General features: G+C 39.3%; 27 protein-coding genes. 11 read left to right on the forward strand and 16 right to left on the reverse strand.

Annotated features, from left to right (window positions below; genetic code table 11):
- Positions 1 to 657: 657 nt before the first annotated feature.
- The gene (locus Q8M41_RS05085) at positions 658 to 3,372 is read right to left on the reverse strand and encodes a M14 metallopeptidase family protein (RefSeq protein ID WP_305364168.1); all 2,715 of its coding nucleotides are present in this window, start codon (positions 3,370 to 3,372) and stop codon (positions 658 to 660) included.
- A gap of 328 nt (positions 3,373 to 3,700) precedes the next feature.
- Here Q8M41_RS05085 and Q8M41_RS05090 point away from each other — a divergent pair, with 328 nt between their 5' ends.
- Positions 3,701 to 4,465, forward strand: coding sequence for an EcsC family protein (locus tag Q8M41_RS05090; RefSeq protein WP_305364169.1), 765 nt, complete (start codon positions 3,701 to 3,703; stop codon positions 4,463 to 4,465).
- Here the strand turns inward: Q8M41_RS05090 and Q8M41_RS05095 are convergent.
- Together Q8M41_RS05095 and Q8M41_RS05100 are read right to left on the reverse strand one after the other, a co-directional pair.
- Complete coding sequence (locus Q8M41_RS05095; RefSeq protein ID WP_305364170.1) at positions 4,457 to 5,002, reverse strand: DinB family protein; 546 nt, start codon at positions 5,000 to 5,002, stop codon at positions 4,457 to 4,459. The genes Q8M41_RS05090 and Q8M41_RS05095 overlap by 9 nt on opposite strands.
- A gap of 25 nt (positions 5,003 to 5,027) precedes the next feature.
- Positions 5,028 to 6,284 carry a hypothetical protein gene (locus Q8M41_RS05100; protein ID WP_305364171.1) on the reverse strand — a complete coding sequence of 419 codons (1,257 nt, stop codon included), beginning with the start codon at positions 6,282 to 6,284 and terminating at the stop codon, positions 5,028 to 5,030.
- Positions 6,285 to 6,356: 72 nt separating this feature from the next.
- Here Q8M41_RS05100 and Q8M41_RS05105 point away from each other — a divergent pair, with 72 nt between their 5' ends.
- From Q8M41_RS05105 to Q8M41_RS05120, 4 genes are all read left to right on the forward strand, one after another.
- A complete protein-coding gene (locus Q8M41_RS05105) occupies positions 6,357 to 8,030 on the forward strand; it encodes an amidase (RefSeq protein ID WP_305364172.1) in 1,674 nt (557 codons plus the stop codon).
- Positions 8,031 to 8,063: 33 nt separating this feature from the next.
- Positions 8,064 to 9,461, forward strand: coding sequence for an aldehyde dehydrogenase family protein (locus tag Q8M41_RS05110; protein WP_305364173.1), 1,398 nt, complete (start codon positions 8,064 to 8,066; stop codon positions 9,459 to 9,461).
- Entirely contained in the window at positions 9,461 to 10,276 is an 816-nt protein-coding gene (locus tag Q8M41_RS05115) for a maleylpyruvate isomerase N-terminal domain-containing protein (protein ID WP_305364174.1), read from the forward strand. The genes Q8M41_RS05110 and Q8M41_RS05115 overlap by 1 nt, the downstream gene beginning before the upstream one ends.
- 648 nt (positions 10,277 to 10,924) lie before the next feature.
- Complete coding sequence (locus Q8M41_RS05120; RefSeq protein ID WP_305364175.1) at positions 10,925 to 11,464, forward strand: YfiT family bacillithiol transferase; 540 nt, start codon at positions 10,925 to 10,927, stop codon at positions 11,462 to 11,464.
- 50 nt (positions 11,465 to 11,514) lie between these two features.
- Here Q8M41_RS05120 and Q8M41_RS05125 read toward each other — a convergent pair whose 3' ends face one another.
- On the reverse strand, positions 11,515 to 12,195 hold the full coding sequence (locus tag Q8M41_RS05125) for an OmpA family protein (protein ID WP_305364176.1): 681 nt from the start codon (positions 12,193 to 12,195) through the stop codon (positions 11,515 to 11,517).
- Positions 12,196 to 12,286: 91 nt separating this feature from the next.
- Between Q8M41_RS05125 and Q8M41_RS05130 the strand changes: the two genes are divergently transcribed.
- Positions 12,287 to 13,114 (forward strand): SDR family NAD(P)-dependent oxidoreductase, encoded by an 828-nt coding sequence (locus Q8M41_RS05130; RefSeq protein ID WP_305364177.1) that lies wholly within the window; start codon positions 12,287 to 12,289, stop codon positions 13,112 to 13,114.
- A gap of 288 nt (positions 13,115 to 13,402) precedes the next feature.
- Positions 13,403 to 13,645, forward strand: a complete 243-nt coding sequence (locus tag Q8M41_RS05135; protein ID WP_305364178.1) for a hypothetical protein — start codon at positions 13,403 to 13,405, stop codon at positions 13,643 to 13,645.
- Positions 13,646 to 13,948: 303 nt separating this feature from the next.
- Here Q8M41_RS05135 and Q8M41_RS05140 read toward each other — a convergent pair whose 3' ends face one another.
- Together Q8M41_RS05140 and Q8M41_RS05145 are read right to left on the reverse strand one after the other, a co-directional pair.
- Entirely contained in the window at positions 13,949 to 14,269 is a 321-nt protein-coding gene (locus tag Q8M41_RS05140; protein ID WP_305364179.1) for a hypothetical protein, read from the reverse strand.
- 14 nt (positions 14,270 to 14,283) lie between these two features.
- The gene (locus Q8M41_RS05145) at positions 14,284 to 14,700 is read right to left on the reverse strand and encodes a hypothetical protein (RefSeq protein ID WP_305364180.1); all 417 of its coding nucleotides are present in this window, start codon (positions 14,698 to 14,700) and stop codon (positions 14,284 to 14,286) included.
- A 116-nt stretch (positions 14,701 to 14,816) separates the two neighbouring features.
- Between Q8M41_RS05145 and Q8M41_RS05150 the strand changes: the two genes are divergently transcribed.
- Positions 14,817 to 15,230: a hypothetical protein gene (locus Q8M41_RS05150; RefSeq protein WP_305364181.1), complete on the forward strand. Its 414-nt coding sequence runs from the start codon at positions 14,817 to 14,819 to the stop codon at positions 15,228 to 15,230.
- A gap of 3 nt (positions 15,231 to 15,233) precedes the next feature.
- Here the strand turns inward: Q8M41_RS05150 and Q8M41_RS05155 are convergent, their stop codons facing one another.
- The 5 genes from Q8M41_RS05155 to Q8M41_RS05175 all read right to left on the reverse strand — a co-directional run bounded on the left by Q8M41_RS05155 (position 15,234) and on the right by Q8M41_RS05175 (position 17,683).
- Positions 15,234 to 15,644: a putative toxin-antitoxin system toxin component, PIN family gene (locus Q8M41_RS05155; protein WP_305364182.1), complete on the reverse strand. Its 411-nt coding sequence runs from the start codon at positions 15,642 to 15,644 to the stop codon at positions 15,234 to 15,236.
- On the reverse strand, positions 15,637 to 15,864 hold the full coding sequence (locus Q8M41_RS05160) for a hypothetical protein (RefSeq protein WP_305364183.1): 228 nt from the start codon (positions 15,862 to 15,864) through the stop codon (positions 15,637 to 15,639). Before Q8M41_RS05160 ends, Q8M41_RS05155 begins: the two co-directional genes overlap by 8 nt.
- Positions 15,865 to 15,919: 55 nt before the next feature.
- Positions 15,920 to 16,093: a hypothetical protein gene (locus Q8M41_RS05165; protein ID WP_305364184.1), complete on the reverse strand. Its 174-nt coding sequence runs from the start codon at positions 16,091 to 16,093 to the stop codon at positions 15,920 to 15,922.
- A gap of 335 nt (positions 16,094 to 16,428) precedes the next feature.
- Positions 16,429 to 16,911: a hypothetical protein gene (locus Q8M41_RS05170; RefSeq protein ID WP_305364185.1), complete on the reverse strand. Its 483-nt coding sequence runs from the start codon at positions 16,909 to 16,911 to the stop codon at positions 16,429 to 16,431.
- A complete protein-coding gene (locus Q8M41_RS05175) occupies positions 16,904 to 17,683 on the reverse strand; it encodes a hypothetical protein (protein WP_305364186.1) in 780 nt (259 codons plus the stop codon). Before Q8M41_RS05175 ends, Q8M41_RS05170 begins: the two co-directional genes overlap by 8 nt.
- A 402-nt stretch (positions 17,684 to 18,085) precedes the next feature.
- On the opposite strand from Q8M41_RS05175, the gene Q8M41_RS05180 reads away from it, so the two are divergent.
- The 3 genes from Q8M41_RS05180 to Q8M41_RS05190 all read left to right on the forward strand — a co-directional run bounded on the left by Q8M41_RS05180 (position 18,086) and on the right by Q8M41_RS05190 (position 20,268).
- Positions 18,086 to 19,309: a C40 family peptidase gene (locus tag Q8M41_RS05180; RefSeq protein ID WP_305364187.1), complete on the forward strand. Its 1,224-nt coding sequence runs from the start codon at positions 18,086 to 18,088 to the stop codon at positions 19,307 to 19,309.
- Between the two features lie 25 nt (positions 19,310 to 19,334).
- Positions 19,335 to 19,595, forward strand: a complete 261-nt coding sequence (locus Q8M41_RS05185) for an RNA-binding protein (protein ID WP_305364188.1) — start codon at positions 19,335 to 19,337, stop codon at positions 19,593 to 19,595.
- Between the two features lie 280 nt (positions 19,596 to 19,875).
- Positions 19,876 to 20,268, forward strand: a complete 393-nt coding sequence (locus Q8M41_RS05190; protein WP_305364189.1) for a DUF1573 domain-containing protein — start codon at positions 19,876 to 19,878, stop codon at positions 20,266 to 20,268.
- 59 nt (positions 20,269 to 20,327) lie between these two features.
- On the opposite strand, the gene Q8M41_RS05195 is transcribed toward Q8M41_RS05190, so the two are convergent.
- Genes Q8M41_RS05195 through Q8M41_RS05215 form a run of 5 tightly spaced genes read right to left on the reverse strand, consistent with a single transcriptional unit; the run spans position 20,328 to position 25,556 of the window.
- Positions 20,328 to 21,236, reverse strand: a complete 909-nt coding sequence (locus Q8M41_RS05195) for an SMP-30/gluconolactonase/LRE family protein (RefSeq protein ID WP_305364190.1) — start codon at positions 21,234 to 21,236, stop codon at positions 20,328 to 20,330.
- A gap of 19 nt (positions 21,237 to 21,255) precedes the next feature.
- Positions 21,256 to 22,041: an SDR family oxidoreductase gene (locus Q8M41_RS05200; RefSeq protein WP_305364191.1), complete on the reverse strand. Its 786-nt coding sequence runs from the start codon at positions 22,039 to 22,041 to the stop codon at positions 21,256 to 21,258.
- A gap of 27 nt (positions 22,042 to 22,068) precedes the next feature.
- Positions 22,069 to 22,770 carry an ABC transporter ATP-binding protein gene (locus Q8M41_RS05205; RefSeq protein WP_305364192.1) on the reverse strand — a complete coding sequence of 234 codons (702 nt, stop codon included), beginning with the start codon at positions 22,768 to 22,770 and terminating at the stop codon, positions 22,069 to 22,071.
- Between the two features lies 1 nt (position 22,771).
- Complete coding sequence (locus Q8M41_RS05210; RefSeq protein ID WP_305364193.1) at positions 22,772 to 24,247, reverse strand: DUF5687 family protein; 1,476 nt, start codon at positions 24,245 to 24,247, stop codon at positions 22,772 to 22,774.
- 28 nt (positions 24,248 to 24,275) lie between these two features.
- Positions 24,276 to 25,556: a replication-associated recombination protein A gene (locus Q8M41_RS05215; RefSeq protein WP_305364194.1), complete on the reverse strand. Its 1,281-nt coding sequence runs from the start codon at positions 25,554 to 25,556 to the stop codon at positions 24,276 to 24,278.
- Positions 25,557 to 25,561 lie beyond the last annotated feature (5 nt).

Genomic DNA, 25,561 nt, shown 5'->3' on the forward strand with positions numbered 1-25,561 from the left:
AATACCGTCGTATCATGGCAGGATAAAAACAAAATTAAGGTGATGGATCTCAAAAAAGACAAGATCACTGAGGTAGGAAATGGCATTTCTCCACGTGTTTATACTTTGGCTAATGGCAAAGTGATTTGTGTTTGGGAAGATGATAAAGTAGTCAGATATAAATTGATCTAATAGGGGCTTTGAAGTTTAATAAAAAAGAAGTTAGGATTCGCCTCCACCACTCTTACAATACCAGCTCAACGCATTTATCGCTCTTGGGTGCCTTCAAAAATAATTTTTTTCCTTAATAATTTTCTCTATTAAGCCATTATAAACCCTGGATCATTTTTTAAGTAAAGCTTACTCTAGTTTGATATATTGATTCGTTATTGTAGAGAATATTACTACTTCCTGATGGTATTCACATAGACCAAAACTCAAACTACTGAGTGGTTGCCGATAAAACAATAGGCTTATGATATTTTAGATAAGCAGGGCAATGATGAAAAACGCAGGAAAATACTGGAAACCAAGGGAAAGAAGTCAAAAACAAATGAAATCCTTATTAATCTATTAAAAACAAGGATCTTAGTATAAAAAGAAATAGATTTAGTTTCTGCCGATGAAAATACATAAATAATTTAATTCCGGGCTTTTTTGAGATTTTAGCCGGATATGCTATTCAGAATGCCCATATAGCTGATTGAAAAGCAATTTAAAGGTCCCATGGGTTTGAGCCCTGAAGGTAATTTCTGGACCAAAGGCATAGAATTTGCCCTTACCAACCTCCGCCTCGAATGCCGTTACTCCATCGCGTAAATAGGCCTGACCCCATGCCCAACCACTTCGTAATGTTGTTGGATTTGAAAACCATAGAATGGGCTTAATTTTTCCACTGGCAATTGCTTCTGTTGAAATTTTGAACACCGGACTTCTATCAAAATAGATATCCGATTTTTCAGACATGCCCCAGGCAGCTGGAATTTTATTGTCAGTATCTGCATTCAGAATACTTCCAGGAATATAATATTTTTCGGCAGGCAGGCTTCGTTCTATACCGTTTGCACCCAGTTCAACCATTGCATTCCTTACCGGAAGACTCAAGTGATAGGCCAGATTCGTACTGCTTCCAATGCTTACCACTTTGCCGCCCAGTTCTATGAATTTTTTTAATTCAGGAATTGATTTATCGTCACTAATCCTGCCTAATTGTCCCCTAAATTCTGACGGTATTGTCTCAGGATCAGGGCCGGTGTTTAAAGAATTACCCCTTCCTGCTCTTACCGATAGTGCAGGTATTGCCCCGGGGACAAATATGATCACATCGTGTTTTTCATTCAGATTTCCTGCTTCAATATCTTTGGCATAAACCAATGAAGCTTTAAAATTGAATTGCTCCATTAACAAGCGTATCCATCCTGAGGACATTGAGCCGCCATAGGTATCCCAAAGTCCAATCCGTAATTCTGAAAGTCTTATCAGATTTTCAGGAGTTTTTGAACTTTCTCTTATTTCCAATCCAGAATCACTTTTTACTTTGTTCAGTAAATTTCTTGTTTTTGGATTCCCTGGAATATAAAAATCCCCGCGCTCATCCCCTGACTTTATCCTGTAAACTTTTTCTCCGGCCTTTAATACTTCATTTACAGCAATAAATGCATTGTTCGATTCTGCATTAATCAGGTAGGCTTTAGCAGAAGAGAGTGTTCCGGATTGATGTTTTTGAAGTTCGCCATATGGAATTCGTTCAAATGGACCGTTGAAATGATCCTGAAGGCGGTCAAATTGCACATGCATCATATAAGCGAGAGTCCAGCCTGCAGCGTCATAAGGAGCAATGGGAGGCCCTCCCTCGTATTTAAAATCATTGGGATGATCCTGTGGCTCAAACATATCCAGTATATGTGGCCTGAAAGCTTGATCAGTTTTAATAATAAAGGAACCTTTCGGATAGTTTTTTCCTGCCACAATGAAACTATCCGTGGCTTTATGTACCAAAATGCCTGAACGGATCAGTGCATTTACAAATTTTACAGCAGTCTGAAAATCAGCCTGATCTGAGGGAATAATATATCCCCTGGCATCCCGGTTTGCAGGGTTATTCATCACCGTATCAAAGTACTTTTTCGGCAGGATTTGCTGACTAGCAATTTTTGCTCCTGGCTGATCTTTAAGATAAGCCTGGTTGATCGCTTCTACTTTATTTGGGGAAAGCCCCCAGGTATCTTTACTTCCGCGCTCAATGGAATTTTTACCCATCTGGTAAATATTAAACAATAATTCATCACGATAACGAACTGCATAATTCAGAACTGCATAGTTTAACGAAACCGAGTAATCTATAGACTGTCGGAAATGCCATTTCTGAGGGGTGACCGGAAAAGTTGTCCCACCATTTGGAATCAGTCGTTGTGGAACGAGGGATATTTCTGAAGGTGTTGGTCCGCCGATGGTTTCTGTAAGCAATCCGATAATATTATGAAAATAGGTGGTAGTGCGCAGGCCTCCATTATACCAGGTTGAAAATACGGAACCATATTTTTGGGTATAACCTGGTTTATTTTCAACATTAAGTCTTGAATTCATGGCTGCACCAAGCGCATCCAAACTGGTCATCAGGATCGGATCAAAAACATAATTGAAGGGATCGCGATAGGGCGCGCCCGCAACAACAGAGCCCTCAGGGCCTCGCTGATGGTGGTTATACATGATTTGAGGCAACCACTCAACAAATAATTGCCTGCTCATATTCTGGGTTTCCTTCAGATTCATCATGAAGAAGTCGCGGTTATTATCATGACCGGCATATTTCTCATATAATCGCGGCAAATTTTGCAGGGAACGGTTCTCGGGCTTTTCATCACGCATATACCAGTTGCTAACCAGTTCGTGGCCATCGGGATTGGCATGTGTCATTAAAATAATTGTGTTATCAAGTATCCGCATGGTCTCTGCATCTTTTCGGCTTACCAGATTCCATAAGGTTTCGATGAGCTGATGGATACCCAGAGTTTCAGTTGAATGCAATCCTCCATCAATCCAAACAATTGCTTTCCCTTTTTCTGCAAGTATTCGTGCCTGTGATTCAGATAAATCTTCAGCCCTGGCGAGCTTTTGGGATATTTCTCTGTATTGCTCCAGATTTTTTAGGTTTTCGGGGGAAGAAACGATCATCATGGGTTGTATTCTGCCTTCTTCGGTCATACCAATACCCAGGAGTTTCACTCGGTCAGATTGCTCGGAGATCTTTTTGAAATATTCAGCCGTTTGAGTAAAGTTGGCTAATTGATAATCATCCCCGATTGAGAAACCGAAATGTTCTTTTGGGGATATCTGTGCAAATAAATTATTGAGCAGAAAAATACCGGACAGGATTAGAGAAAACTTACGCATAATAATTGGTTTGAAAAAGGCAAGTTAAGAGTAATACGAATACGAACAAATTCAGGTATTCTGAAATTATTATTCGGTATCTTGTGAAAATGGCCCTTTTATCAAATGGGACTAAATTAACGTGAACGCGACATAATATTTAAAAACCGCATAGAAACATAGCATTTTATAGCTGCTAAACTTCATTTTAGACACAGATAGCCTTGAAGCTTCGCTTCAATCTATGTGATTTACAATCTATGTTCCCTGTAAAGCATAATATAAGTCAATCTATGTGGTTAAATATTGATCTTTAGATATTTATATATCGAACTCACGTTAAATTATTATGCTCCCATACGAAGAACAGGCCTATAAAGAACTCGAACTCTGGAAAAAGAAAATCCTCAAAAAGCCCGGTTTATTTGATCTAGCTTCGAAGGGAATTCAGAATCGATTGAACAAACTGATTCCTGAGAAAGTGCACAACGCAATCACGGTAGCTATCGAAAAAATGGTCAAGGCTGTCCTTTTTGGTGCCAAATATGTCACCAAAGAACCCAGAAAGGACAGTTCATTACAGCTGAGAGAGGCTTTTGTCAAAGAGAGAATACAATTTTACAGAAAAACAGCTTCTGCCGAAGGTGCAGTGACCGGAGCAGGTGGCTTTTTGCTTGGCCTGGCAGAATTTCCGATTTTAATCGGGATTAAGATGAAACTGCTTTTTGATATAGCTGCCCTTTATGGATATGATGTCAGGGATTACAGGGAACGACTTTACATCTTGTATATTTTCCAGCTGGCATTTTCAAGTCAGCAGGGTAGGCATAAGGTTTTCCATCAAATTTCAGACTGGGATTCTTACATCGCCTCCCTACCTGAGGATGTCGATCAGTTCGACTGGCGAACTTTTCAGCAGGAATACCGCGATTATATTGACCTGGCAAAAATGGCACAGCTTATCCCCTTGATTGGAGCTGCTGTTGGTGCGATAGTGAATTATAAACTGATTGAAAAATTGGGTGAAACGGCAATTAATTGCTACCGTATGAGGAAGGTTAGTTCCCTTAAAATCATTAATCCCCAAAAAAAGAGCTATTTCCGATTAAAATAGCTTTTCATTCGGTGGTTTGATCCCTTTCAAACGAAGGTATATTGTAGTCTGAGCGCGATGATGTGTTTGATGCTCAAATGCTTTATTCAGCCAGCCAAACTGGTCGGTTTCGTAATTCCCTCTCTTGATCAAACTATCCATTTTTGAGGCATCCATGTTCCTTATCGACTGAATGGCGTAATCATAACATTCCATTACCACTTTGGTAAGTGCAGCTTTGTTCTTCAACTCATCTGCTTTTTCGAGTACTTTTCCCTGGTAAATCGGGTTTGCCCCCGTACCACTGGCAATTAACCCGATGGTTCCCTGCGACATATGCAGCATTTGTTCTGCAAAACTGCGGAGGTCGGGGATGGGTTTAAAATTAATTCCATCTTCAGGCATCGCATCCAGATATTCCCTGGTATAGAGTTTTGCCCTTTCCCAGTCAACAATCATGTTCGCTTTAACTACTTCATTGTTCAGTCCCTGTGCAACAATGGAATTACTCAACATTACTAAACCACAAATTGTCAATATTGATCTCAATTTTTTCATTATTTCCACAATTAAATTAATAAAATCAGCGCATTAAATTTCCTGCAGGGTCTACTCTGACATTAAAAGGCTGAAGATAGCGGTCAGCAAGAATCCCAAATTCTTTTCTGCTGATATTCCGCTTCAGATCAAATTTACTATTGAATTTGAAACTCACTTTCCAGCCTTCTTCTATTTCTTTTTTCAATTCTTCGCCCCTTGTAGCTGTGAACATAAACAGGCTGATGGCATCCCCGATTGTTAAGGTATCTGCTTTATTATCAGCAAACCAGATCTGACTTCTTGTATAAAATTCTTTCATCGGTGCCCTTAATTCTTCGGCAGTTAGGGTTCCGGCCGTATCAAATTTAATTTTATTAATATTTCCGTCTTTCACCATAATCGATTTCATCAATCCGCTGAGTCCCAATTGCTGAAAGGCTTTAAAATTAGGGTCTTTCAGGTCAATATCAGAATAGGGTATCAGTACGGCATCAAATGCGAGTAATTCACCTTGTACTACCCTGATATTGACTGTTTTAGTAGTCGTTTTAAAAAATGCACAATAAGCTGCAATCGTTCCTGCAGCCTGCCCCAGCCCCATTCTTTCGGTTTTAACTTGTCCGATCTGTTTAGGGACGACAATAAAATTTTCAAAACCTGCAGGAATTAATGCCCCTGGGGGGATTGAAACTATTGATCGTTCATTATTTGGCGGTTCCAAATACCCTGTTGCCAGTCCGCTTCTGATTAATTTATTATCAAATGGATTTTCACTTTTTACAGGTAGCATCAGTGCCTTCTTTAAATCTATACTGAGTAGAGACGCTAAAGAAAGCTTATCAGTTGCATCCACAATTACATCTGTCTTGATTTTCTGGCCACCTTTAAGCCGCACCTCCCAGCCTTTTCCATCTTTTTTTATCTCATCTACAACATTATTGTGGTTTAGGCTAAGGTTCTTGACCGTATCTGCGATATTTTTTATCAGATCACTAGCTTTATTTAAGGTAATTTTTGAGGCAATAATCGAATCTGTTACTTTACTTTTTTTCCGCTCTTTTAAAAAATAATGATTTCTGATATTCCATAAATTCTGTAGGTCCTCTTCGGCAAAAACAGGATTTACACTTAATGATTGGGTCAGATAAATTGTTTTAGCACCTGAACGCGCAGATTGAATGGCTGCAGATACACCTGCAGGCGTGTTTCCAACCACCAGAACTCCGGTTTTTAATGTTTGAGCCTGCAGACAAAGGCCAAACAGGTCAAGGATTAAGAATAAAGAAATATGTTTAATCATAATTTTAAATATCAAAGGGCTTAATTTACTGTTTCTTTCATTAAATTTATTCAGATCCATTAATCAGCAAATATGAAACTTCATTTACATAGAAATAGTATCATTACAATTCTTTGCATCCTAAGTTTTACACTAGGAGGCTTTATTACTCAAAAATTTGAGGAAGAAAAAATAACCGTCAGTCTGATCAAACAGGCGCAGAAAATCATAGGTTTAGACTTCAGTGATGCTGAAGCGGATACCATGCTTCAGGATCTGGAAAGAAGGCGGAAAGGTTATGCAGCTCTGCGAAAGCTGAATATTTCTAATTCCATTGCACCTGCTTTAAACTTTAATCCCCTTCCAGCAGGGTATCGTTTCCCTGATCAGGCCAATTATTTTAAGGTTTCTGCCCAGCAGAACATTAAACTTCCTGCTGACAGGGAAAAACTGTCATTTTTTACCATTACTCAACTCGCCGGATTGATACAAAGCAAACAGATTACATCAGTAGAATTAACGCGCTTTTTCATCAATCGGGTTAAGAAATATGATCCGGTTTTGCTTTATGCGGTTAGCATAACCGAGGAGCGCGCCATGAAGCAGGCCAGAAAGGCTGATGCAGAGATAGCGGCCGGAAAATACAGGGGAATGCTGCATGGAATACCATTTGGCGTGAAGGATCTTTTGGCAACTAAAGATTACAAAACGACCTGGGGTTCAGTTGCCTATAAGGATCAGAAAATTGATATGGATGCAACGGTTGTTACACGTCTCGAGAATGCGGGGGCGGTTTTAATTGCTAAAATGACACTAGGTGAACTAGCGATGGGTGATGTTTGGTTTGGTGGAAAGACAAAAAATCCGTGGGATATAAAGCGCGGATCAAGCGGTTCTTCTGCAGGTTCTGCCTCAGCTGTTGCTGCAGGCTGCCTGCCATTTGCTATTGGATCTGAAACATTGGGTTCTATTGTTTCGCCATCCACAGAATGTGGTACCACAGGACTTCGCCCTAGTTTTGGTCGTGTGAGCAAACACGGAGCCATGGCTTTGAGCTGGAGTATGGACAAATTAGGGCCAATCACCCGAAGTGTTGAAGATTGTGCGATTGTATTTAATGCAATTCAGGGTGTGGACGGTAAGGATCTTAGTGCAATTGCAGCACCTTTTAATTATACCTCTCAAGTGGGGACAAGCCTTAAGGGCACACGTATCGGTTATATCAGGTCTGAATTCAAGCTTAAGTATTCGAATTCATCCAATGATAGCATTACACTTGTTAAGTTGAAGGAATTAGGTGCTGAACTGATTCCCTTCGAGCTTCCTGCATTACCTTACGGCGATATGCTCATTGTGTTATCAGCTGAATCGGGTGCTGCTTTTCAGGAACTCAGCCTTTCAAACCGCGATGATCTGCTGGTGAGACAGGATAAAAATGCCTGGCCAAGTGGATTTCGTTCTGCGCATTTTATACCTGCTGTAGAATATATTCAGGCAAACCGGGCAAGAGCTTTACTGATTGAGCAGTTGAACCAGAAAATGAAGGATATTGACCTGTTTGTTGCACCTTCTTTTGGGATGAATTTACGTGCGACTAATTTGAGCGGTCATCCTTGTGTAGTTTTACCAAATGGGTTTAGAAACGGTCTTCCGGGTAGTATTACCTTTACCGGACAGCTTTTTGGTGAAGGGAAATTATTAAAGGTAGCCCAGGCTTATCAAAAAGCCACGGTATTTAACCAGAATCATCCCTCATTAAAATTTTAGAAATCCCGGAATTTCTGTAAGGACAAAGTCTATATGCAAAAAAGTATCAAAGAAATTTTTGAGCTGCAAAAGGTTCATAGCATTCTTCTGCGCAGTACGGGTGTGGCAGAGCGTAAGGATAAGCTGAGGAAGCTCAAGTCTCTGATTCAGGAAAATGAAGGGCTTATATTTGAAGCACTTCAAAAGGATCTTCGAAAATCTGAGTTTGAGGCGGCATTGACTGAGGTATATTTTGTTTATGCTGAAATAGATTTTGCGATAAAAAATCTGTCCACATGGATCAGTCCTCGCAGGGTTTCAGCGGGCTTGAGCAGCTTTTTCACTAAGAACAGAATATTTTATGAGCCAAAGGGTGTTTCTTTAATCATTTCCCCATGGAATTACCCCTTTCAATTGCTGATTGCACCGCTAGTTTCGGCAATTGCAGCAGGTAATTGTGCTATACTTAAACCTTCTGAATTAAGTCCTGCAACTACTTCAGTTCTGTTAAAATTGATAAATGATAATTTTGATTCAAGGGAAATAGCTTGTTTTGAAGGCGGTGTTGAGGTATCAGAAGCTTTACTGGAATTGCCTTTCGATCATATTTTCTTTACAGGAAGTCCGAAGATTGGTAAGGTAATCATGGCCGCCGCAGCCCGGCACCTGAGTTCTGTAACCCTTGAACTTGGGGGTAAATCGCCTGCAATCGTTACTGAGGATGCCGATCTTCAAAAGGCAGCAGAAAAAATTGTATGGGGTAAGTTTATGAATTCAGGGCAGACTTGTATAGCGCCTGATTATGTTTTGATTCATTCAAGTAAGGAGCAAGAGTTTCTCCGCTTAGCTGCATTAAAGATTGAGAACTTGTTCTACAACAATAAAATGCTGGATAAAAGTAGCTATGGTAAGATCATTAGCGCGAGCCATTATCAGCGATTGAAAGCTATTCGCGATAAAGCTGTAGAAGATGGGGCTATGATCATAAAAGGGGGTTCTGATAGCGATGAAGATCAAACGATTGAACCAGTTTTGTTAAGCAAGGTTTCTGTATCCTCTGCCATCATGCAGGAAGAAATATTCGGCCCCCTGCTTCCTGTTATAACTTATGAATCGGTAAACAAGGCCATAGATTTTGTTAACCAGATGCCAAAACCGCTTGCATTATATATTTTTTCGGGTTCAGATGATGTAATCAGAGATACAATAAGACAGACCTCAGCCGGCGGTACTTGTGTGAACGATGTGGTAATACATATTTCAAACCCTAACCTTCCCTTTGGTGGGATTGGAAACAGCGGTTCAGGCAGTTGTCATGGATTCTTTGGATTCAAAGCTTTTTCGCACGAGCGTGCAGTGATGTTTCAATCTAAAATAGATTTCAGTAAAATTGCATATCCTCCATATCCCGAGAAGAAAAATCTATTGAAATGGCTTAAAAAAATTATGTGATGATTGATGTATTGCATCTGTTTCCTGTACTTAATTCATCCCTCATTGAGGTATTGACTGGACTTGAGCGGAGACAATGGAATAATGATACATTGTGCAAGCAATGGAAGGTAAGAGATATCGCCGCTCATTTACTGGATGGTGCCCTAAGACGTTTATCCATTGGCAGGGATGCTTACCAAACCGAACCTCCTGAAATTAAGTCTTATCAGGATCTTCTAAACTATCTGAATGCTCTGAATGCCGATTGGGTGAATGCTTACAAAAGAGTTAGTCCTGAAATCATCTTGGAACAATTGAAGCTGGCTCAAGTACAGATGCTTCAATATCTTGAAAGTCTTGATCCTGATGCAAAAGCCATTTTTTCGGTTTCATGGGCGGGTGAAGATGTTTCAACGAACCGCTTTGACATCGCCCGCGAGTACACCGAAAGATGGCATCATCAGCAGCAAATCAGGCAGGCAGTAGGGGCGAAATCTATCATGGACAGAGAATTGTACAATCCCTTTCTTCAGATATGTATGCAGGCCTTGCCTTATCATTACAGAAGTTTTGAATCACCCGATGGGACCTTGATCAGAGTGGAGGTAGTAGGAGATGCAGGTGGAGTATGGGCGATTGTTCGTAAAGGATCGAAATGGGAATTCAGCAATGAGCCCGGAGAAATCGCATCCCAAATATATATTGATCAGAATATTGCCTGGATGCTGTTCTCAAAAGGAATAGAAATTAATCAGGCTAAACAATATTGGCAGGTAATTGGTGATCAGGAGCTGGGCATGCATGCTCTGGCCATGCCTGCATTTATGGTTTAAAGTCATTGCCGTCAGGTGATACTGAGTAATATTCAGTATATCTCGATTTAGGCTTTTCAAATTGACATTTTAGCTGATTTCAAAATTAGATATCCCACTTAACTTTGCCTCCCTCCATTGCCGGGGGGCGAATTGTTATTCACCTGTTTTTATTGTTTTTTAAAGGTGTTCATGCTTTCGCCGCTGAAGGGCGGCTCAGGTTTGAAGGCCAAAAGGAACAAAAGCCTTCTTCAATCCCAAGGTGCCTCTGGCCACAAGGCCCATTCACATTCATAAAACAAGTCTCGCTAGTCTTGCGGGTTGTGCAATAAGAATGCATTCCGGATATGATCCCAAAATCTGATGCTCGGAAACGCTATATGAAGGAATCTGCTTCTTTTTTTTGATTTTACTGGCACAGGTCCCGGTTTTGAACCGGGAGAATCGTTCTTCGGTTCATCCAATTTGATATGAACGGTATTTGGGATAGTGCGTTGGCTGATAACCGTTCATAAATTACAACAAATACCGGGAAGCCGCGGCTCTTTTGCTTAATTCCCAGCTGCAGGGGAATTAAGTGCCCTTCCGCCGCAAAGGCGGTCTAATTTGATTATTAATCATAAATTTTATTTTTACAGGATTTTATTGTTTAAATATCAAACAATTATTATGAGCAATGATTTAGAAAAACTAAGATTTCCGATTGGGAAATATAAAATTGAGCCTTTTCAGGAGCAGGACTATGCGATGTTGATTGATCAGTTAGAGGCATTGCCAGTGATGGTCAGGGCAGCGGTTGCGGGCTTAACAGATGAACAGTTGGATACTCCATACCGTGAAGGAGGCTGGACATTGAGGCAGGTGGTTCACCATCTGCCGGATAGTCATTTAAATGCTTATATGCGTTTCAAACTGGCATTAACAGAGGATAATCCGGTTATAAAACCCTATGAGGAGGGTTTGTGGGCCGAATGTACAGAAGCAAAATATGGGGCTTTGAATGATTCCCTTGATTTGCTCGATAGTTTGCACAGAAGGTGGGTGGCGTTTTTGAGGACCCTAAAGCCTGAGGACTTTCTTCGAAAATATTATCATCCGGCACAGGATAAGAATTATGTTTTAAGTTCTGTTTTGAGTATGTATGTATGGCATGGAAAACACCATCTTGCCCACATTACTGAGACAAAAAAAGCAAATGGCTGGAAATAAAAAACCCTCATCAGTCGTGACTGATGAGGGTTTTTTATTTTTTATTTTAATTATTGAGCGCTTGTCTTAGCTTCCTGCTTCATTGTCTCGTTTGCAACGATTACAATTTCAACACGACGATTCTGAGCTTTGCCGGTTTCAGATGTGTTATCAGCAATTGGCTCACTTTCTCCTCTACCTTCAGTTGTTAAACGGTTGGAACTGATACCCTGACTTAAAGCATATGCTTTAACTGATTCAGCACGGCGTTCTGATAAACGTCTGTTATATTCATCTGAACCACTTGCATCGGTATGTCCAACAACCAGAATTGTTGTTTCCGGATTGTTTTTCAATGAGGTTGCAAGGTTTTCGATGTTTGTACGAGCAGCAGTTTTAAGTGAATACTGATTCACATCAAACAAAATACCTGAATCAAATTTTACGATGATACCTTCACCTTCACGAATTACTTCAGCATTAGGAACCGTATTTTTGATTTCTTCTGCCTGGCGATCCATTTTACGGCCAATTATAGCACCTGCAGTACCACCAATTGCTCCGCCAAGTATTGCTCCAACCGCAGTGTTACCTGCTTTTTTACCAATAATTGCTCCAAGTGTACCACCTGCAGCTGCACCAATGACGGCGCCTTTTTGTGTTTTGGTAGCAGTAGCACAACTTTGAAATAACATTGCAGAAGCGGCAATTGCTAATCCAAGTGTTGCTATTTTAATCTTTGTATTTTTCATGATTACTTTTTTTAGTTTCTTTCAAGATGTATTCAAACCAAGTGCCAAAAATGGATTTAGTTTTTAAGCTGTACTTTTACATTAAATATACATGAAAAATAAGAAAGCAATAAATTTATTGGGATGTGGTTGGCTGGGCTATCCTTTAGCTCTGGACTTAATTTCACATGGATTTATTATAAAAGGAAGCACAACAAGTCCGGAAAAAATACCAATGTTAAAAGCTTCAGGAATTGACCCAATTTTAGTACAGTTTGATCAATCTCATCCTGACCCTGACCTGACGGAACTTTTAGATGCTGATATTCTGATCGTTTCTGTCCCTCCCGGAAGAAGAACTGCTGAAGGACCGGAGAATTATAAAAGAATGGGGGAGATTCTGACTGCTCAGATACCGAAAAGCAACATCTCCAAACTAATCTTTATCAGTTCAACATCGGTTTACTCTGACGGCAATAGTGTATTAACAGAAAGTTCTGAAATCTCGCCTGAAACTGTATCAGGGAAGGTAATTGCAGAAATTGAAAAAAGTTTGTTATCGCTTCCAATACAAGTTATAGTATTAAGGCTCGCCGGATTATTTGGGCCCGGGAGATCCCCGGGAAGATTTTTTGCCGGAAAAATCAATATCCCCAATGGATTTGCACCTGTTAATATGATTCATCAGGAAGAGGTCATTGCCCTAATTAATGCTCTTATTGATTCGGATACTGCTAAAGGGATTTACATCGGATCTACTCCATCGCATCCTACAAAAGAAGAATTTTATAAACTGGCAGCCAGACTTGACATGCTGGCAGAACCGGATTTTATTTCTGAGAAGCTAAACTGGAAAATTGTAGAGAGTGAAAGGGTAGAAAAGGAATTGGGTTTTTCATACAAATTCCCTAACCTGATGGACAGGCTTATTCAATCCTGAGGATTATTTATGCTGATGATTGGCTTTTGAACAGGGCTATTAATGCCATTAGAACTCATTCGCATTAAAAATCTATTTTTTTAATGCGAATGAGTTTTCGGCCTTATGCTTTAATGCCATATATTCTTTTGACATTAAAAAATTTAATTTTTAATGTCAATTACCTGAAGCAAAAAGGCCTTCTGGACTACCCGATTCTTTTTTAAGCAAATTCATTTCGATCATAAAGATGACTATTACTCCGGTCTTGCGGGCATTACCCAGCGGGGAAGCTGGAAAACCTGGTTGATGTATATGCTAAAAGCGGTGGAGGCCGATACGGATATTCAGCGCCCGGACCAGCTGGTCAACGCCATTTTTACCCAGCCGTTCACTAAAGTCAGGCATCTGGTGGACAGCCGGACCTATGCCGAGAACACTGCCCGGCGATACCTGGAACGACTGACCGGGATGGGCATACTGGAAAGGCGCGAAGTCAGCAAAGGCTTTTATTACCTGAACCTCGAATTATATCGGATCCTCTCGGCATAACAATTAATCATCTTGAAAGACCATTTCGCCGAAATCTTCGGGAATCCCGAAATGCGGTCACCCGGCAGGAGTCCGCGATGATCTGCTGTTTACTTGTGGTCGGTGTTATAACCGTACCTCAGCAAAAGTTGCGGTATGGAACACCAACCGCGGGGAAATTAACGAAACCCTTTCGTTATGCCAATACGCAAAAGAAAGGCAGGTTGGAAGATTGTATTTCTTTACAGGACGAAAAGGTAAGACAACGGGAGACCCCAGAGCAAATAAAGGAAAAGCATGCCTTTTATATAAAGAGGAAGGATATTATAATGGCAACTCTAATTCTTTTGTTACTACATTTAAAAAGTAATCAGCATATCTATTGAAATATGTAACATATTCTCCCTCTGGTGATTTAAATTCATTAACTATACTATCTATTGTTATAGAAACCCGATTGTTATCATCTATATGAAGCATAAATAAAGCTTTATACTCTTTTTGGTTATCAAGATCAATGATGTCAACCCTCCCTCCATCTTCTCCCTCAAAATTAAATGTATAGATAACATCTATTGCAAGTGCCCTTCGTGGCTTTTCTAGACTGAGACGATATAACGAATATAATTGATTATCATTTATCATAAAGCAGGTATACGCTACAATTTTTCAAATACTCCATAAAAGTTATTTTCATCAGTTTTAATGGTTATTTGATACGTGAATCTTTTATCGTACCATTTATTGTCTCCCACTTTTTTATAATCTTTCCCAATTAGCTGAATAAATTTAGGTAAATATGCCAATGCCGCCCCAGTTGTGAACTCAATACATTTATCGTTAAGGAAAATATATGCCTTATTGACCAAATCAGTATTCATATATAGAAGTGATACAACGCCATTTTTTTTATCCCCTCTTTCTATTAGAGTTTCAACTGGACTTCTCTTGGACAGATTATTTACAATTTCGTTCTCGCTTAATCCAAACGGTGGCTGGGTAATATCAAAAGATTGACAATACGCCTTAATTTGCATAGTAATAAGCAAAAGCACCATACTTAATAGGGTCTTCATAACGAGGTAATTTAGAATAGCATCATGGTTCGGTACAATACTTTATTAAAGTAAATCTATGAAAATTGAGTAAGTACTCAAAAGCAAATATGTTGTAGATTCAAAAGAAAAAGCAAATGAGCATAGATAACTCAATAAAGAAACTGTATGATCTCACGGTAAACAAGAGTGAAAAGTATTTTTCGTGGCTCAGACAATTATTATTAATGGCTTCAAGTTTGTTGGGTATTTTAATATCCCTTCACTTAAAGCCATCAGAAGATAATTATACCCATGCTTTATTTTCAATCACACTTCTATTACTTGGACTTGGTATCCTTTCCGGTTCAATCGCCTTATATGCTGATGTTTACGTCTCGAAGCGTATGGCTCGTCTAATGAGAGAGTCACTACAAAAGCAGGTGCTCCAAAATTCAGAAGCCTTTGAACCTTTCGTTGTAACCACACCGAAAATTTTCTCTGTCTGCTTTTGCTGCCTAAGTGGCAAAATGACTGATTTTGTGCAATGCACCACAGGGCGAGGCAATTGACGATTAGAACTGTTTTAAAAAATCAGGTGCTTTTAAAATGGGAATACCTCTGAAAGGATGCAAGGCTAATAGGTCCTCATCACCGGAGATGATACAAGAGGCATTCGCTGCAACGGCAAGTTCAAGGATCATGTTATCTTTGGGATCACGGCAGTCGGAAATCCTGATATTCGGCTCGAAGAGAAGGCTGTTCTGTCCGATCTTATCAACAATCTCCAGTCGTTCAATGTCATTTAGGAAATATTTGTCAAATTTTTTCCTGAAGATCACTAACGTTAATTCTTCCAGGGTTTGTGAAGACATGGCAATTTTTCCTGATAAAATGGCTTTATCTATCGCCGTACCATTTATTGACTTTTTAATAAGAGAGGCACTAATCAGGGTATTTGTATCAAAGACAAACGTCTTATTCATCTTTAAGAATGTCATTCAAAGCCTCTTGTGTCAGGCCTCGTGTTTCCATTTTATCCCTCAATTCATTGAGATAGGAAACAAAATCAATATCAGCGTCTTTAGTAAGCGTTTCATTGATTGCTGCGCCTAATTTGGCACTCAAAGTTTTACGCTTTTGCGAAGAAGCCAGCTTCCATGCTTTAGCTGTACGGTCATCCACTTCCAATACAATTCTTTCCATGACTTAATCTTATATATTCAAAAATACGAAATAAACAGAAAACATGGCAACGATATTATCGCCACTCATTCCTGCTTTTTAACTGGTATTCCAATCCGTTTACTCCAAAATCCACTTTGCCGGCGTATTTTTTCAGATCAGTGGGTTTGTATTTTTTATTAAGTTTAGCCAGTTGTTCATCCAGCCGGACACGATCAATGGGCTTATTTATTTCAATTGCTTTCGCCATATACGAATATACATAACGTAAATCTTATGTGATTAATATCCTATGTTTCGCCATGAGCTTCGGATGCTTGCGCCAAAGGTTCAGCGATGGAGCACGGGTGTGGCTGACTTTCTGCCAGTCTCAAAGCTTGCAAGCACGGAATATTTATTTCACCACCCACGCAAATTTAGCCACGCCGATAATGAGTAAAGCATATACAGAGCGGGCAGAGGTGTTTTATTTTCATTGGATTGCCCGGCCTTGACACATTAACCGGCTATCCGCTTTTTGCTGCTTAAGTGGTAAAATGGCTGATTGTGTTCAATGAAGGAAGAGCTGCCGATACCCCGATTAAATCATAAATCCAAAATTCCGAAAGTCACTGAATGAGGCTGATTAATGTCAATAATTGTAAAGTGAGGATTAGTATTCTTTTTTAAAACGCTGTATGCTTTTTGACTTTCAGAATCTGAAGTAACGAAATGTTCTATTGAAGCTTCTGTATCTGCTTGAGCAAATAGTTTAGAATCATTTGGGATTAATACTCGCTCATTGAAATTGACTTTCCCTGCACGTCTTTCGTTGTAAAGAATTTTTGCAAATTCGCCAGTTCTCTTTGAATGACTTAAGTTAAATGGAAGGATCTTGAGATTTCTTAAGGGCAACTGATCAATCGTACCTCCAACACAATATTCAGCGACACTAATAGTGGAGATAATTAGGGAATATTCCTTTTCAAGAAAATATCGAAAATATCCATCAGCGTTTTTAAACAGGGGATCATTCTCATTCAAGAATCGAAGAAAAAAGCTGGTGTCAAGTAAAACGGCTTTAGGCATCGTATCCCCCTCTAATCTCATGCAGCCATTCGTCAGGGTTAACTGTTCCCAGCCACTTCATTGCCTTTTTACGCAGATTCTTTAAATAATCAGTGTCATACTTTGGATTATAATCGAATAGTTCGATAAACTTCACACTGCCTTTATCAATCTCGCCGGTTTCAGAATGCTGTTTGCCTATAGCACGAACCCCAAAGGATTTATATAATATATTGTCTTCAAACCCTTCCAGAACCTTTTGGGGTGTTTGTACGAAAATTGTTCCATATTCATCAGTCAACAAATGAATATTAGCTTTGTCTTTACCGCCTGCATTAGTAATCTTACCGTAAAAGTAAAACTCAGCATCTGCCCAAAATGCTTCCGAGCTAAAATATCGGGTGGTTTTATCAATGATTAGTTCGGTAGACTGACTCAATGATGTACTTATCGAAATAACATAATCCTTTTTAATAGCATTGTCCTGGAATAATTCAATCGCTTTAGCGGTATTTATATCCAGAAAATCTATGCTTTTTGTAGATTCAACTTGCCCAAGTACAGCATTCAAGCCTATAATTGCCTGTATACTGGTTTTAAAAATATGTCTTACTGAACCCTCTTCGAGTTGATAACTTATTACCGGCCTATCTTTCTTTTCATTGGGAAACAGAAGGTCTTCTGAGCGCTCCAATATCGAAATCAGTTCTCTCACATCATAGATGTCAGGTTTGAGTTCAAGGTTACCCTTAGTACCTATAATACGAATTTCTAAATGACCTATCTTTTCCACAATAACAAATTTACAAATTTAAGAGTAATAAATTCTATTGCCCATTACAAAGGCATTCAAAATACTTTTGTTACTTGAATAGCGATATGTTTTAAAAAATTCCTTTTGAATCCTCATGGGTTTTCTTGATTTTATCATTACTGAATATTCGTTAATAATAATTGATCAATTAACCCAAAATAAAATGAGACTCATTATGTCAGCCGTTTCACAAAACTATCTGTTAAACCCAAGAAATCAAAGATTAATGGCAGGATAGCCTGTTGTCCACGGTATAAAAAATCGCCTTTCCCGATTTTTTATACATCTTTCATATTCTTTACTTAAATTTATACGTTAACCAGTTAAAAGGGAATGCAGGAGATTTGATTCCCCCTCCGCATTTCCCGTTCGTTGAATTATATGAAGAAGTTTTTTTCTTTTCTTGGTCTTATTTTATTTGTTAGTACCTATACTGAGGCAGCTCAGCCTGATTCTTCTGTAATTAAGCGGGTAAATGAATTGTCAGGCATCGTGCAAAAGAAGTACGCACCTGATAGAAGAGTAGAATTTTATCAGCTCAAACAACAAACCGAGGCTCCCTTAGTCTATAAACTCGAGGTTAGCAGACAGGAAGCTGCAACTGAATTAAAGACTTTACTGAGTTCCGAAAATCTGTTTGTTCAGATTAATGAAGAAGTTCTTCCATCAAGAGATCTTGGTGAGAAGGTTTACGGCATTGCAAATTTATCAGTCATAAATACAAGGTATGGACCTGATCATGCTGCAGAAATGGCCACTCAGGCGGGTTTGGGAACTCCACTAAAAGTCTTAAAAAAGGAAAGAGGGCACTATTTTGTGCGCACACCCGACAATTATCTTTCCTGGACGGAGTCTGCCGGGGTAAGCCTGATGACTAAATCAGAATTTGAGAATTGGCAAACAGCAGAAAAAGTTATTTATACTGATTTGTATGGGCAGGCCTATTCTGAGGCATCCGAGGCATCTCTGCCGGTTTCCGATCTTGTTGCAGGCAATATCATGCAGTTAATTACTGAGTCGAATGGTTTTTATAAAATTTCGTTTCCGGATAAAAGGATAGCTTATATTTCCGTTAAAAAGGCCCGGTCATTTGATCAGTGGAAGGACCTTCCTGATCCAGCTGCTGATCAGATTCTGAGAACCGCCCGTAATTTTTTGGGTATTCCGTATCTATGGGGTGGTACTTCAGTAAAAGGCATGGATTGCAGCGGTTTTACAAAAACAAGTTATTTCCTGAATGGTATAGTAATTCCAAGGGATGCCTCACAACAGGCATTGGTTGGCGAGAAATTAGATATCCACGAAGGTGACTCTGTGAATATTGCAAAATCGTTAAAAACCCTGAAGGCGGGTGATCTATTATTTTTCGCTGCCAATAAAAAAACAAGACGTGTTACGCATACGGCTATTTATATTGGCAATGGTGAATTTATTCAGGCTGCCGGATTGGTGCGAATTAACAGCATGATCAAAGGCGCTAAAAATTATGACGACTTTCAATCAAGAACGATGGTGGGTGCCCGCCGGATGCTTACAGCAATTGGTGAACCTGAAGTTACACGTGTAAATAAACATCCTTTTTATCAGAGGATAATTAACCAATAATTATAAACTAATCAATCAAAAGCATATGAATATTTTCGTTGGAGGACTTCCTTTTAAAGTAGATGAAAGAGAGCTAAGAGAAATTTTTGAAAAGTACGGTGAACTTACTTCCGTAAAACTGATCATTGATAAACAAAGCGGCCGGAGTAAAGGCTTTGGTTTTGTTGAGATGGCAGATGATGAAGCAGGTCAGCAGGCTATTGATGCCCTTGATGGTACCGAATTATACGGTCGTACCATAGGTGTCAGGGTCTCTGAAGATAAAAAACCGGACAAAAGGTATTGATGCATTAAAAGGCTGATAGTCTTTAATGGGCTGATATTATTATTGTGGAACGGAAATTGTTATTGTTAAGACAGGTTTGCATTTTTAATGCTCAAAATTGTCTGATGTTGCTGTTTATGAACACTGGATCATATTTCAGGTAACATTTGAATAACAATTACCAATTTTTCAAATACAAACCGGGTAATTTATTATTTTTGATTAGCAGGCTTCGGATTTCTTAAAATGATCAGGGCTCTGTTTGATTGACAAACAATTATAAAAAAACTGTTTAACCATTATGAAAAAATTAATCATTCTTTGCAGTGTTGTATTTTTATTTGCAGCCGTAACAGCATTTAATGTTGTCGAAAAAGCTGAATTTAAATTCGAAAAAGAAACGCATGATTTTGGCAAAATCCCACAGGGTAAGCCGGTAAGTGTTGAATTCAAATTTACAAATACAGGTGATGAGCCTTTAATTATAAGTAATATTGAAAGTGTTTGTGGCTGTACAGTACCTAAATATACCAATACACCGGTATTGAAAGGTCAATCAGGAACAATTACTGTTACTTATAATGCAGCAGCACTTGCTCCATTCAGTAAAGGCTTGACTATCAGGTCGAATGCCAAGACTCCAATAAAAGTGATTTACATTAAAGGTGAGGTTGTTGCTGCTTCCGCAGAGTAATTTCAATTTTTAGAAAAAAAGACCTGTGAATAGATTTTCGCAGGTCTTTTTTTGTGATCTTAAATTCCTCTTACGTTCATTTTCATGGTATAAACTGCTTTACTGGCAGTAATGAACAAAATATCCCTGTTTTTACCTCCAAAGCAAACATTTGCGGTTGATGCAGGAATTGCAATATGCTCAATTTTTTTACCGTCAGGATTGAAAACAGTCACACCACCCCTGCCGGTCAGATAGAGATTTCCCCGATTATCCAAAGTCATTCCGTCTGAACCCATATCGGCAAACAGACGACGGTTATATAATTCCCCTTTCTTACCAATATCATATTTATAGGTTTTTTTATCACCTATATCAGCAACAAACAGGTTTTTCCCATCTGCTGATCCAATTATTCCGTTAGGTCTTACAAAATTACTGTCAACGACAAAAGCTGCCTTCGATCCTTTAGGAAAGTAGTACACACTTTGATTACTCAGATCAGGCTTTTTTCTTTCCCAATAAGGGCGTTGGTAATAAGGGTCAGTAAAAAAAATCCCACCTTTGGCATCAATCCAGAGATCATTTGGACCATTAAATTTTTTACCTTCAAAATTATCAAGTAATACTTTTACTTTTTTATCGGGACTGATTTGCCAGATTTCATTTTTTTCATCTGCTGCAGTGATCAGATTCCCCTTTTTATCGAAATACATACCATCGGAATGCCCTGTTTTATCCATAAAAAGGCTAAGCTCACCTTCTGTACTGTATTTCCAGATCTTACCCTCAACGATATCGGTAAAGAAAACATCCCCGTTTTTATTAACAGCCGGCCCCTCAGTAAATTTGAACTGATCTGAGATTAGTACAGGTTTTGCATTCTCTGCAATGATACCTGACTTCTCATCTTGGGGATTTTTAAAGGTTGAAGCGCTTAAATTCCAGATTGTAAGCGGAAAAAGCACGATTAGGATTAAGATTCTCATTTTGCTTATAATTTATGGTCTACAATGAAGGTGTTTTGCCACCATCTACTGGTAAATTGATACCATTGATATAGGATGCAGCCGGACTTGCTAAAAATGCAATGGCTGCCGCCACTTCATGCGAATCGGCTATCCGGCCGGCAGGTATGGTACTGATCATATCCTTCATTACCGCCTCCTTACTTTTGTTATCGCGTTCGGCAATTGATGAGATGAGGGATTCCAGTCTGCCGGTCATCGTAAAACCGGGTAAAATATTATTCACTGTTACACCAAATGGTCCGAGCTCTAATGCCAGTGTTTTGGCCCAGTTTGCTACTGCTCCCCGAACAGTATTGGATACTCCCAGCCCTTTTAAAGGTGTTTTAACTGAAGTTGAAATAATATTAATAATACGTCCGAAATTATTCTTCCGCATTCCTGGCGAAACAGCCTGTACCAGGATCTGATTACAGATAAGATGCATATTAAAGGCATTAATAAATTCATCAGTACCGGCATCAATGGCTTGCCCGCCGGCCGGACCACCGGTATTATTGATTAATATATCAATTTGATTATTGATTACATACTCATTGATGATAAGCTTCAATTGATTTTGGTCACTGAAATCTGCAACGAGGTAATGGTGCTTTTGATTCTGATTTATTGATAAACCCTGGAGAACTTCTTTAAGTTTATCTTCATTTCGGGACAGGAGTGTGATGTCAGCACCCAATAAGGCAAGTTCATTGGCACTGGATCTGCCAATTCCCTGGGTGCTTCCGCAGACCAGTGCTCTTTTTCCGGTCAAATCTAAATTCATATAGGATAAATGGCTTTCTAAATATGCTTACGATAATACAGAAAAATATTGTTCAAGTTCCTGGAGGGTATTTGAATTGGTGGCAATATCTTTGATAATCTTCCCTTTTTCCATTAATAAAATGCGTTCACACACTTCCGTAACATGGTTCAGGTCGTGACTGGAGATTATTGTTGTAATATGCTTCTCCCTGCTGATATCTTTAACCATATTCTTCAAACGGATCTGGGTACTTGGATCGATGTTGGCAAATGGTTCGTCGAGCATCAGTATTTGCGGGTTCTGAATCATACAGGCAGCAACCCCAACTTTGGTCTGATTGCCTTTAGAAAGGTCGCGGATATATTTGCCTTTTTTTAAAATCTCTCCATTAAAAAATTCTGAAAAAGCAGGGAGTTCCGAGTCAACCTGAACTTTGCTTTTATTATGCAGTCCACCAATAAAGTGAAAATATTCTTCAGGTGTCAGATAATCAATCAAAAAACCCTCATCCAGATAAGAGGCAGTATAATCTTTCCAGGCTTCGCTTTCTGCGACATTTTTTTCATCTGAGAGCACTTCACCTGAATCCGGCCTGATCAGATCCAGCATCATACGGAAGAGGGTGGTTTTACCTGCACCATTATTTCCTACCAACCCGACTGTTTCTCCTCTTTTAATGATTAATTCAGGAATATTGACAACCGTTACTCCGTTATATTTCTTTTTTAAATTACTTATCCCGATCATATTATTTATTTCTAAAACCTTCTGCTATTAAATATCTTTTTTCCTGAAATCTCTTTACAAGTTTGTTCAGCCAGAACTCCCGGCTAATCATAAATATGAGGCCTATTACTGCTATCAAAGCCAGACCTGCTTCCGGATAACCTAATAGATTAAGCGGGTAATAAATCACAAAAGGAGCCAGTAAAAGAGGGATACTAAGTATCCATTGAGATGCTCCAACACCCTCCCAGTTAAAGGTTGCCCCCTTGCTCAAGTCAATTCTGCGATAGTTTTGGTTAGCAAAGTAAAGCACCAGTAATGTATTTACTCCCAGATTCCATATGAACATAATGAAATGCACGATCAGAACTTTCCATCCGAAGTATACATAGGGAATAGTCAATAAAAAACAGATGGATGAGAAGAAAGTGAACAAGAGGAATTTTGATCTGAAAAAATCCATGGCACTGACTTTGCTTACCAAAATCCCATCGAAATGAGCACTTTGCCAGCTGAACATAAACTGCCCATAATTGATAATGAAAATACCGGTCATAAACATCCCGCAAAAGACTATACCAGAATATCCCGAAAATGTAGGGTTAGTATAAAAAATCAATCCGTAAAACATAAACATCAGACTCATTGTGATAACCGAGCGGGGTCGTTTGTTTCTAAGTATTAGTTTTAACTCATTGGCTACCAGATCCCCGGCCTTTCCAAACCGGTTCAGATAAGGTATTTCAGTACTTGATTTATGTGAAGTATCTGCTGTATGTAGTTCCTCCAGATAAAGGTTTGACTTGAGATAGCGGTAATTAAGTATATAAACTACCAGTGCGAGTAATAGAAAGATGAGACAATAAAGTGGATTTTTGAGTATGAAATTGAATAATCCGGCAGATAATGCTGAGATCGAAAAAAGTTTAAAGTAGAAATCAAGTGACACGAAAAGGATCAAAGTGCCGAAGAAGATCAGCATCCACATAGCATTCAGATTCACCTTTCTTTTAATCCAGAGACTAAAAAAGTGATTTGAAAGTGTGAGCCCGATTATGGATACCAGTAAACTCCAGAATTGAGCAAGCCCATGTTCAGGTAAAACTACTTTAATGAGCAGTGGCAATGACAATAAAATTGGGGTCAGGTTAAAGGTAGTCCAGAGAGAAGTTAGTGAAAGATAATTTATAAGCTGATTTTTCTTAATTCTGAGATGCAAATAGGGTTTTACACTTAGGGTTGGCAATTCCTGCATTTGAAAACGAAGGAGAAGATCCATTAAAAAATAGTACAGAATATAGCTATTGAATGAGTAAAGGATATCCTGACCCGGGTTGGTCTTCTTCAGTATCCGGTCAAGGAAAAAAGCAACGACAAGTACATTAAGCAGGAGATACAAAATGAGAATTGCCATCACCACTCTCATGACGACGCTTTTCCCGGTATTTTTTGACCTCCAGAATGCTTTTGACTGATGAATTAGAAAGGTTAAAGTCATATTTGAAATTAAATAAAATAATACAAACCTAATATTTATACTTATCCTTCCACAGGAATCTTAGACGTTCCCGAAGTTTTTCTTCAGCCGCATTTTTACCCGGATCATATAGCAGCGTACCGCTGAGATTTTCGGGAAGATATTCCTGGGCAGAAAAGTTGTCCTTATAGGCATGTGAATATTCGTATTCTTTGCCATAACCTATATTTTTCATGAGTTTGGTTGGTGCATTTCGTAAGTGCAGTGGCACCGACTGGTCGCCGCTTCTCGCCACAAGTTCCTGAGCTTTACTAATTGCCTCATAGCTGGCATTACTTTTTGGAGAAGAGGCCAGATAAGTAACGGTTTGTGAGAGAATGATCCTTGACTCGGGCCAGCCGATTACATTAACGGCCTGAAAACAATTATTGGCCAGTAGCAGCGCATTTGGATTCGCATTTCCGATATCTTCAGATGCCAGTATGAGCAAACGACGGGCAATAAATGAAGGATCCTCACCTCCGGCGATCATACGTGCCAGCCAGTAAACGGCTGCATTTGGATCGCTTCCGCGGATGGATTTAATGAAAGCAGATATAATATCATAATGTTGCTCTCCGGCTTTATCATAAATAGCCATATTTTGCTGGACATGTTTTAGTACCAGCTCATTGGTGATGTTCACATCCTGCTGATTCACAGCATTAACTACGAGTTCCAGTACATTCAGGAGCTTCCGTGCATCGCCACCAGAAAGGCGGAGGAGGGCTTCATGTTCTTTGATACTGATCTTTCTATCTTTCAGATAGCTGTCTTCTTTGATTGCTTTATTCAATAATTCTACCAGATCCTCTTCCGAAAGGTTTTGCAGAATATAAACCTGGCTTCTGGATAAAAGCGCTGAAATGACCTCAAATGACGGGTTTTCAGTCGTCGCACCAATTAAAGTAACAAGGCCCCGTTCCACTGCACCGAGCAATGAATCCTGCTGGGATTTTGAAAAACGGTGAATCTCGTCAATGAAAAGTATGGGCAGATTTTCATTTTCATCCTTTAAACGGGACGCCTGTTCAATTACATCCCGAATATCTTTTACCCCCGAATTTATTGCACTCAGACTAAAAAATGGACGATTTAATTGTTTAGAAATAATTAAGGCCAAAGTAGTCTTCCCTACACCCGGCGGCCCCCAAAGAATCAGTGAAGGTAGCATACCACTTTCGATGGCGAGGCGTAAAATCGCACCCTTTCCAACCAAATGCTTTTGCCCGACATAATCATCGAGTGTTGTCGGGCGCATTCTTTCTGCCAGAGGAGGTATTGTTGCCATCAATT

Origin of the sequence: Daejeonella sp. (assembly GCF_030684675.1) — a bacterium.
Classification (GTDB): Bacteria; Bacteroidota; Bacteroidia; order Sphingobacteriales; family Sphingobacteriaceae; genus Daejeonella.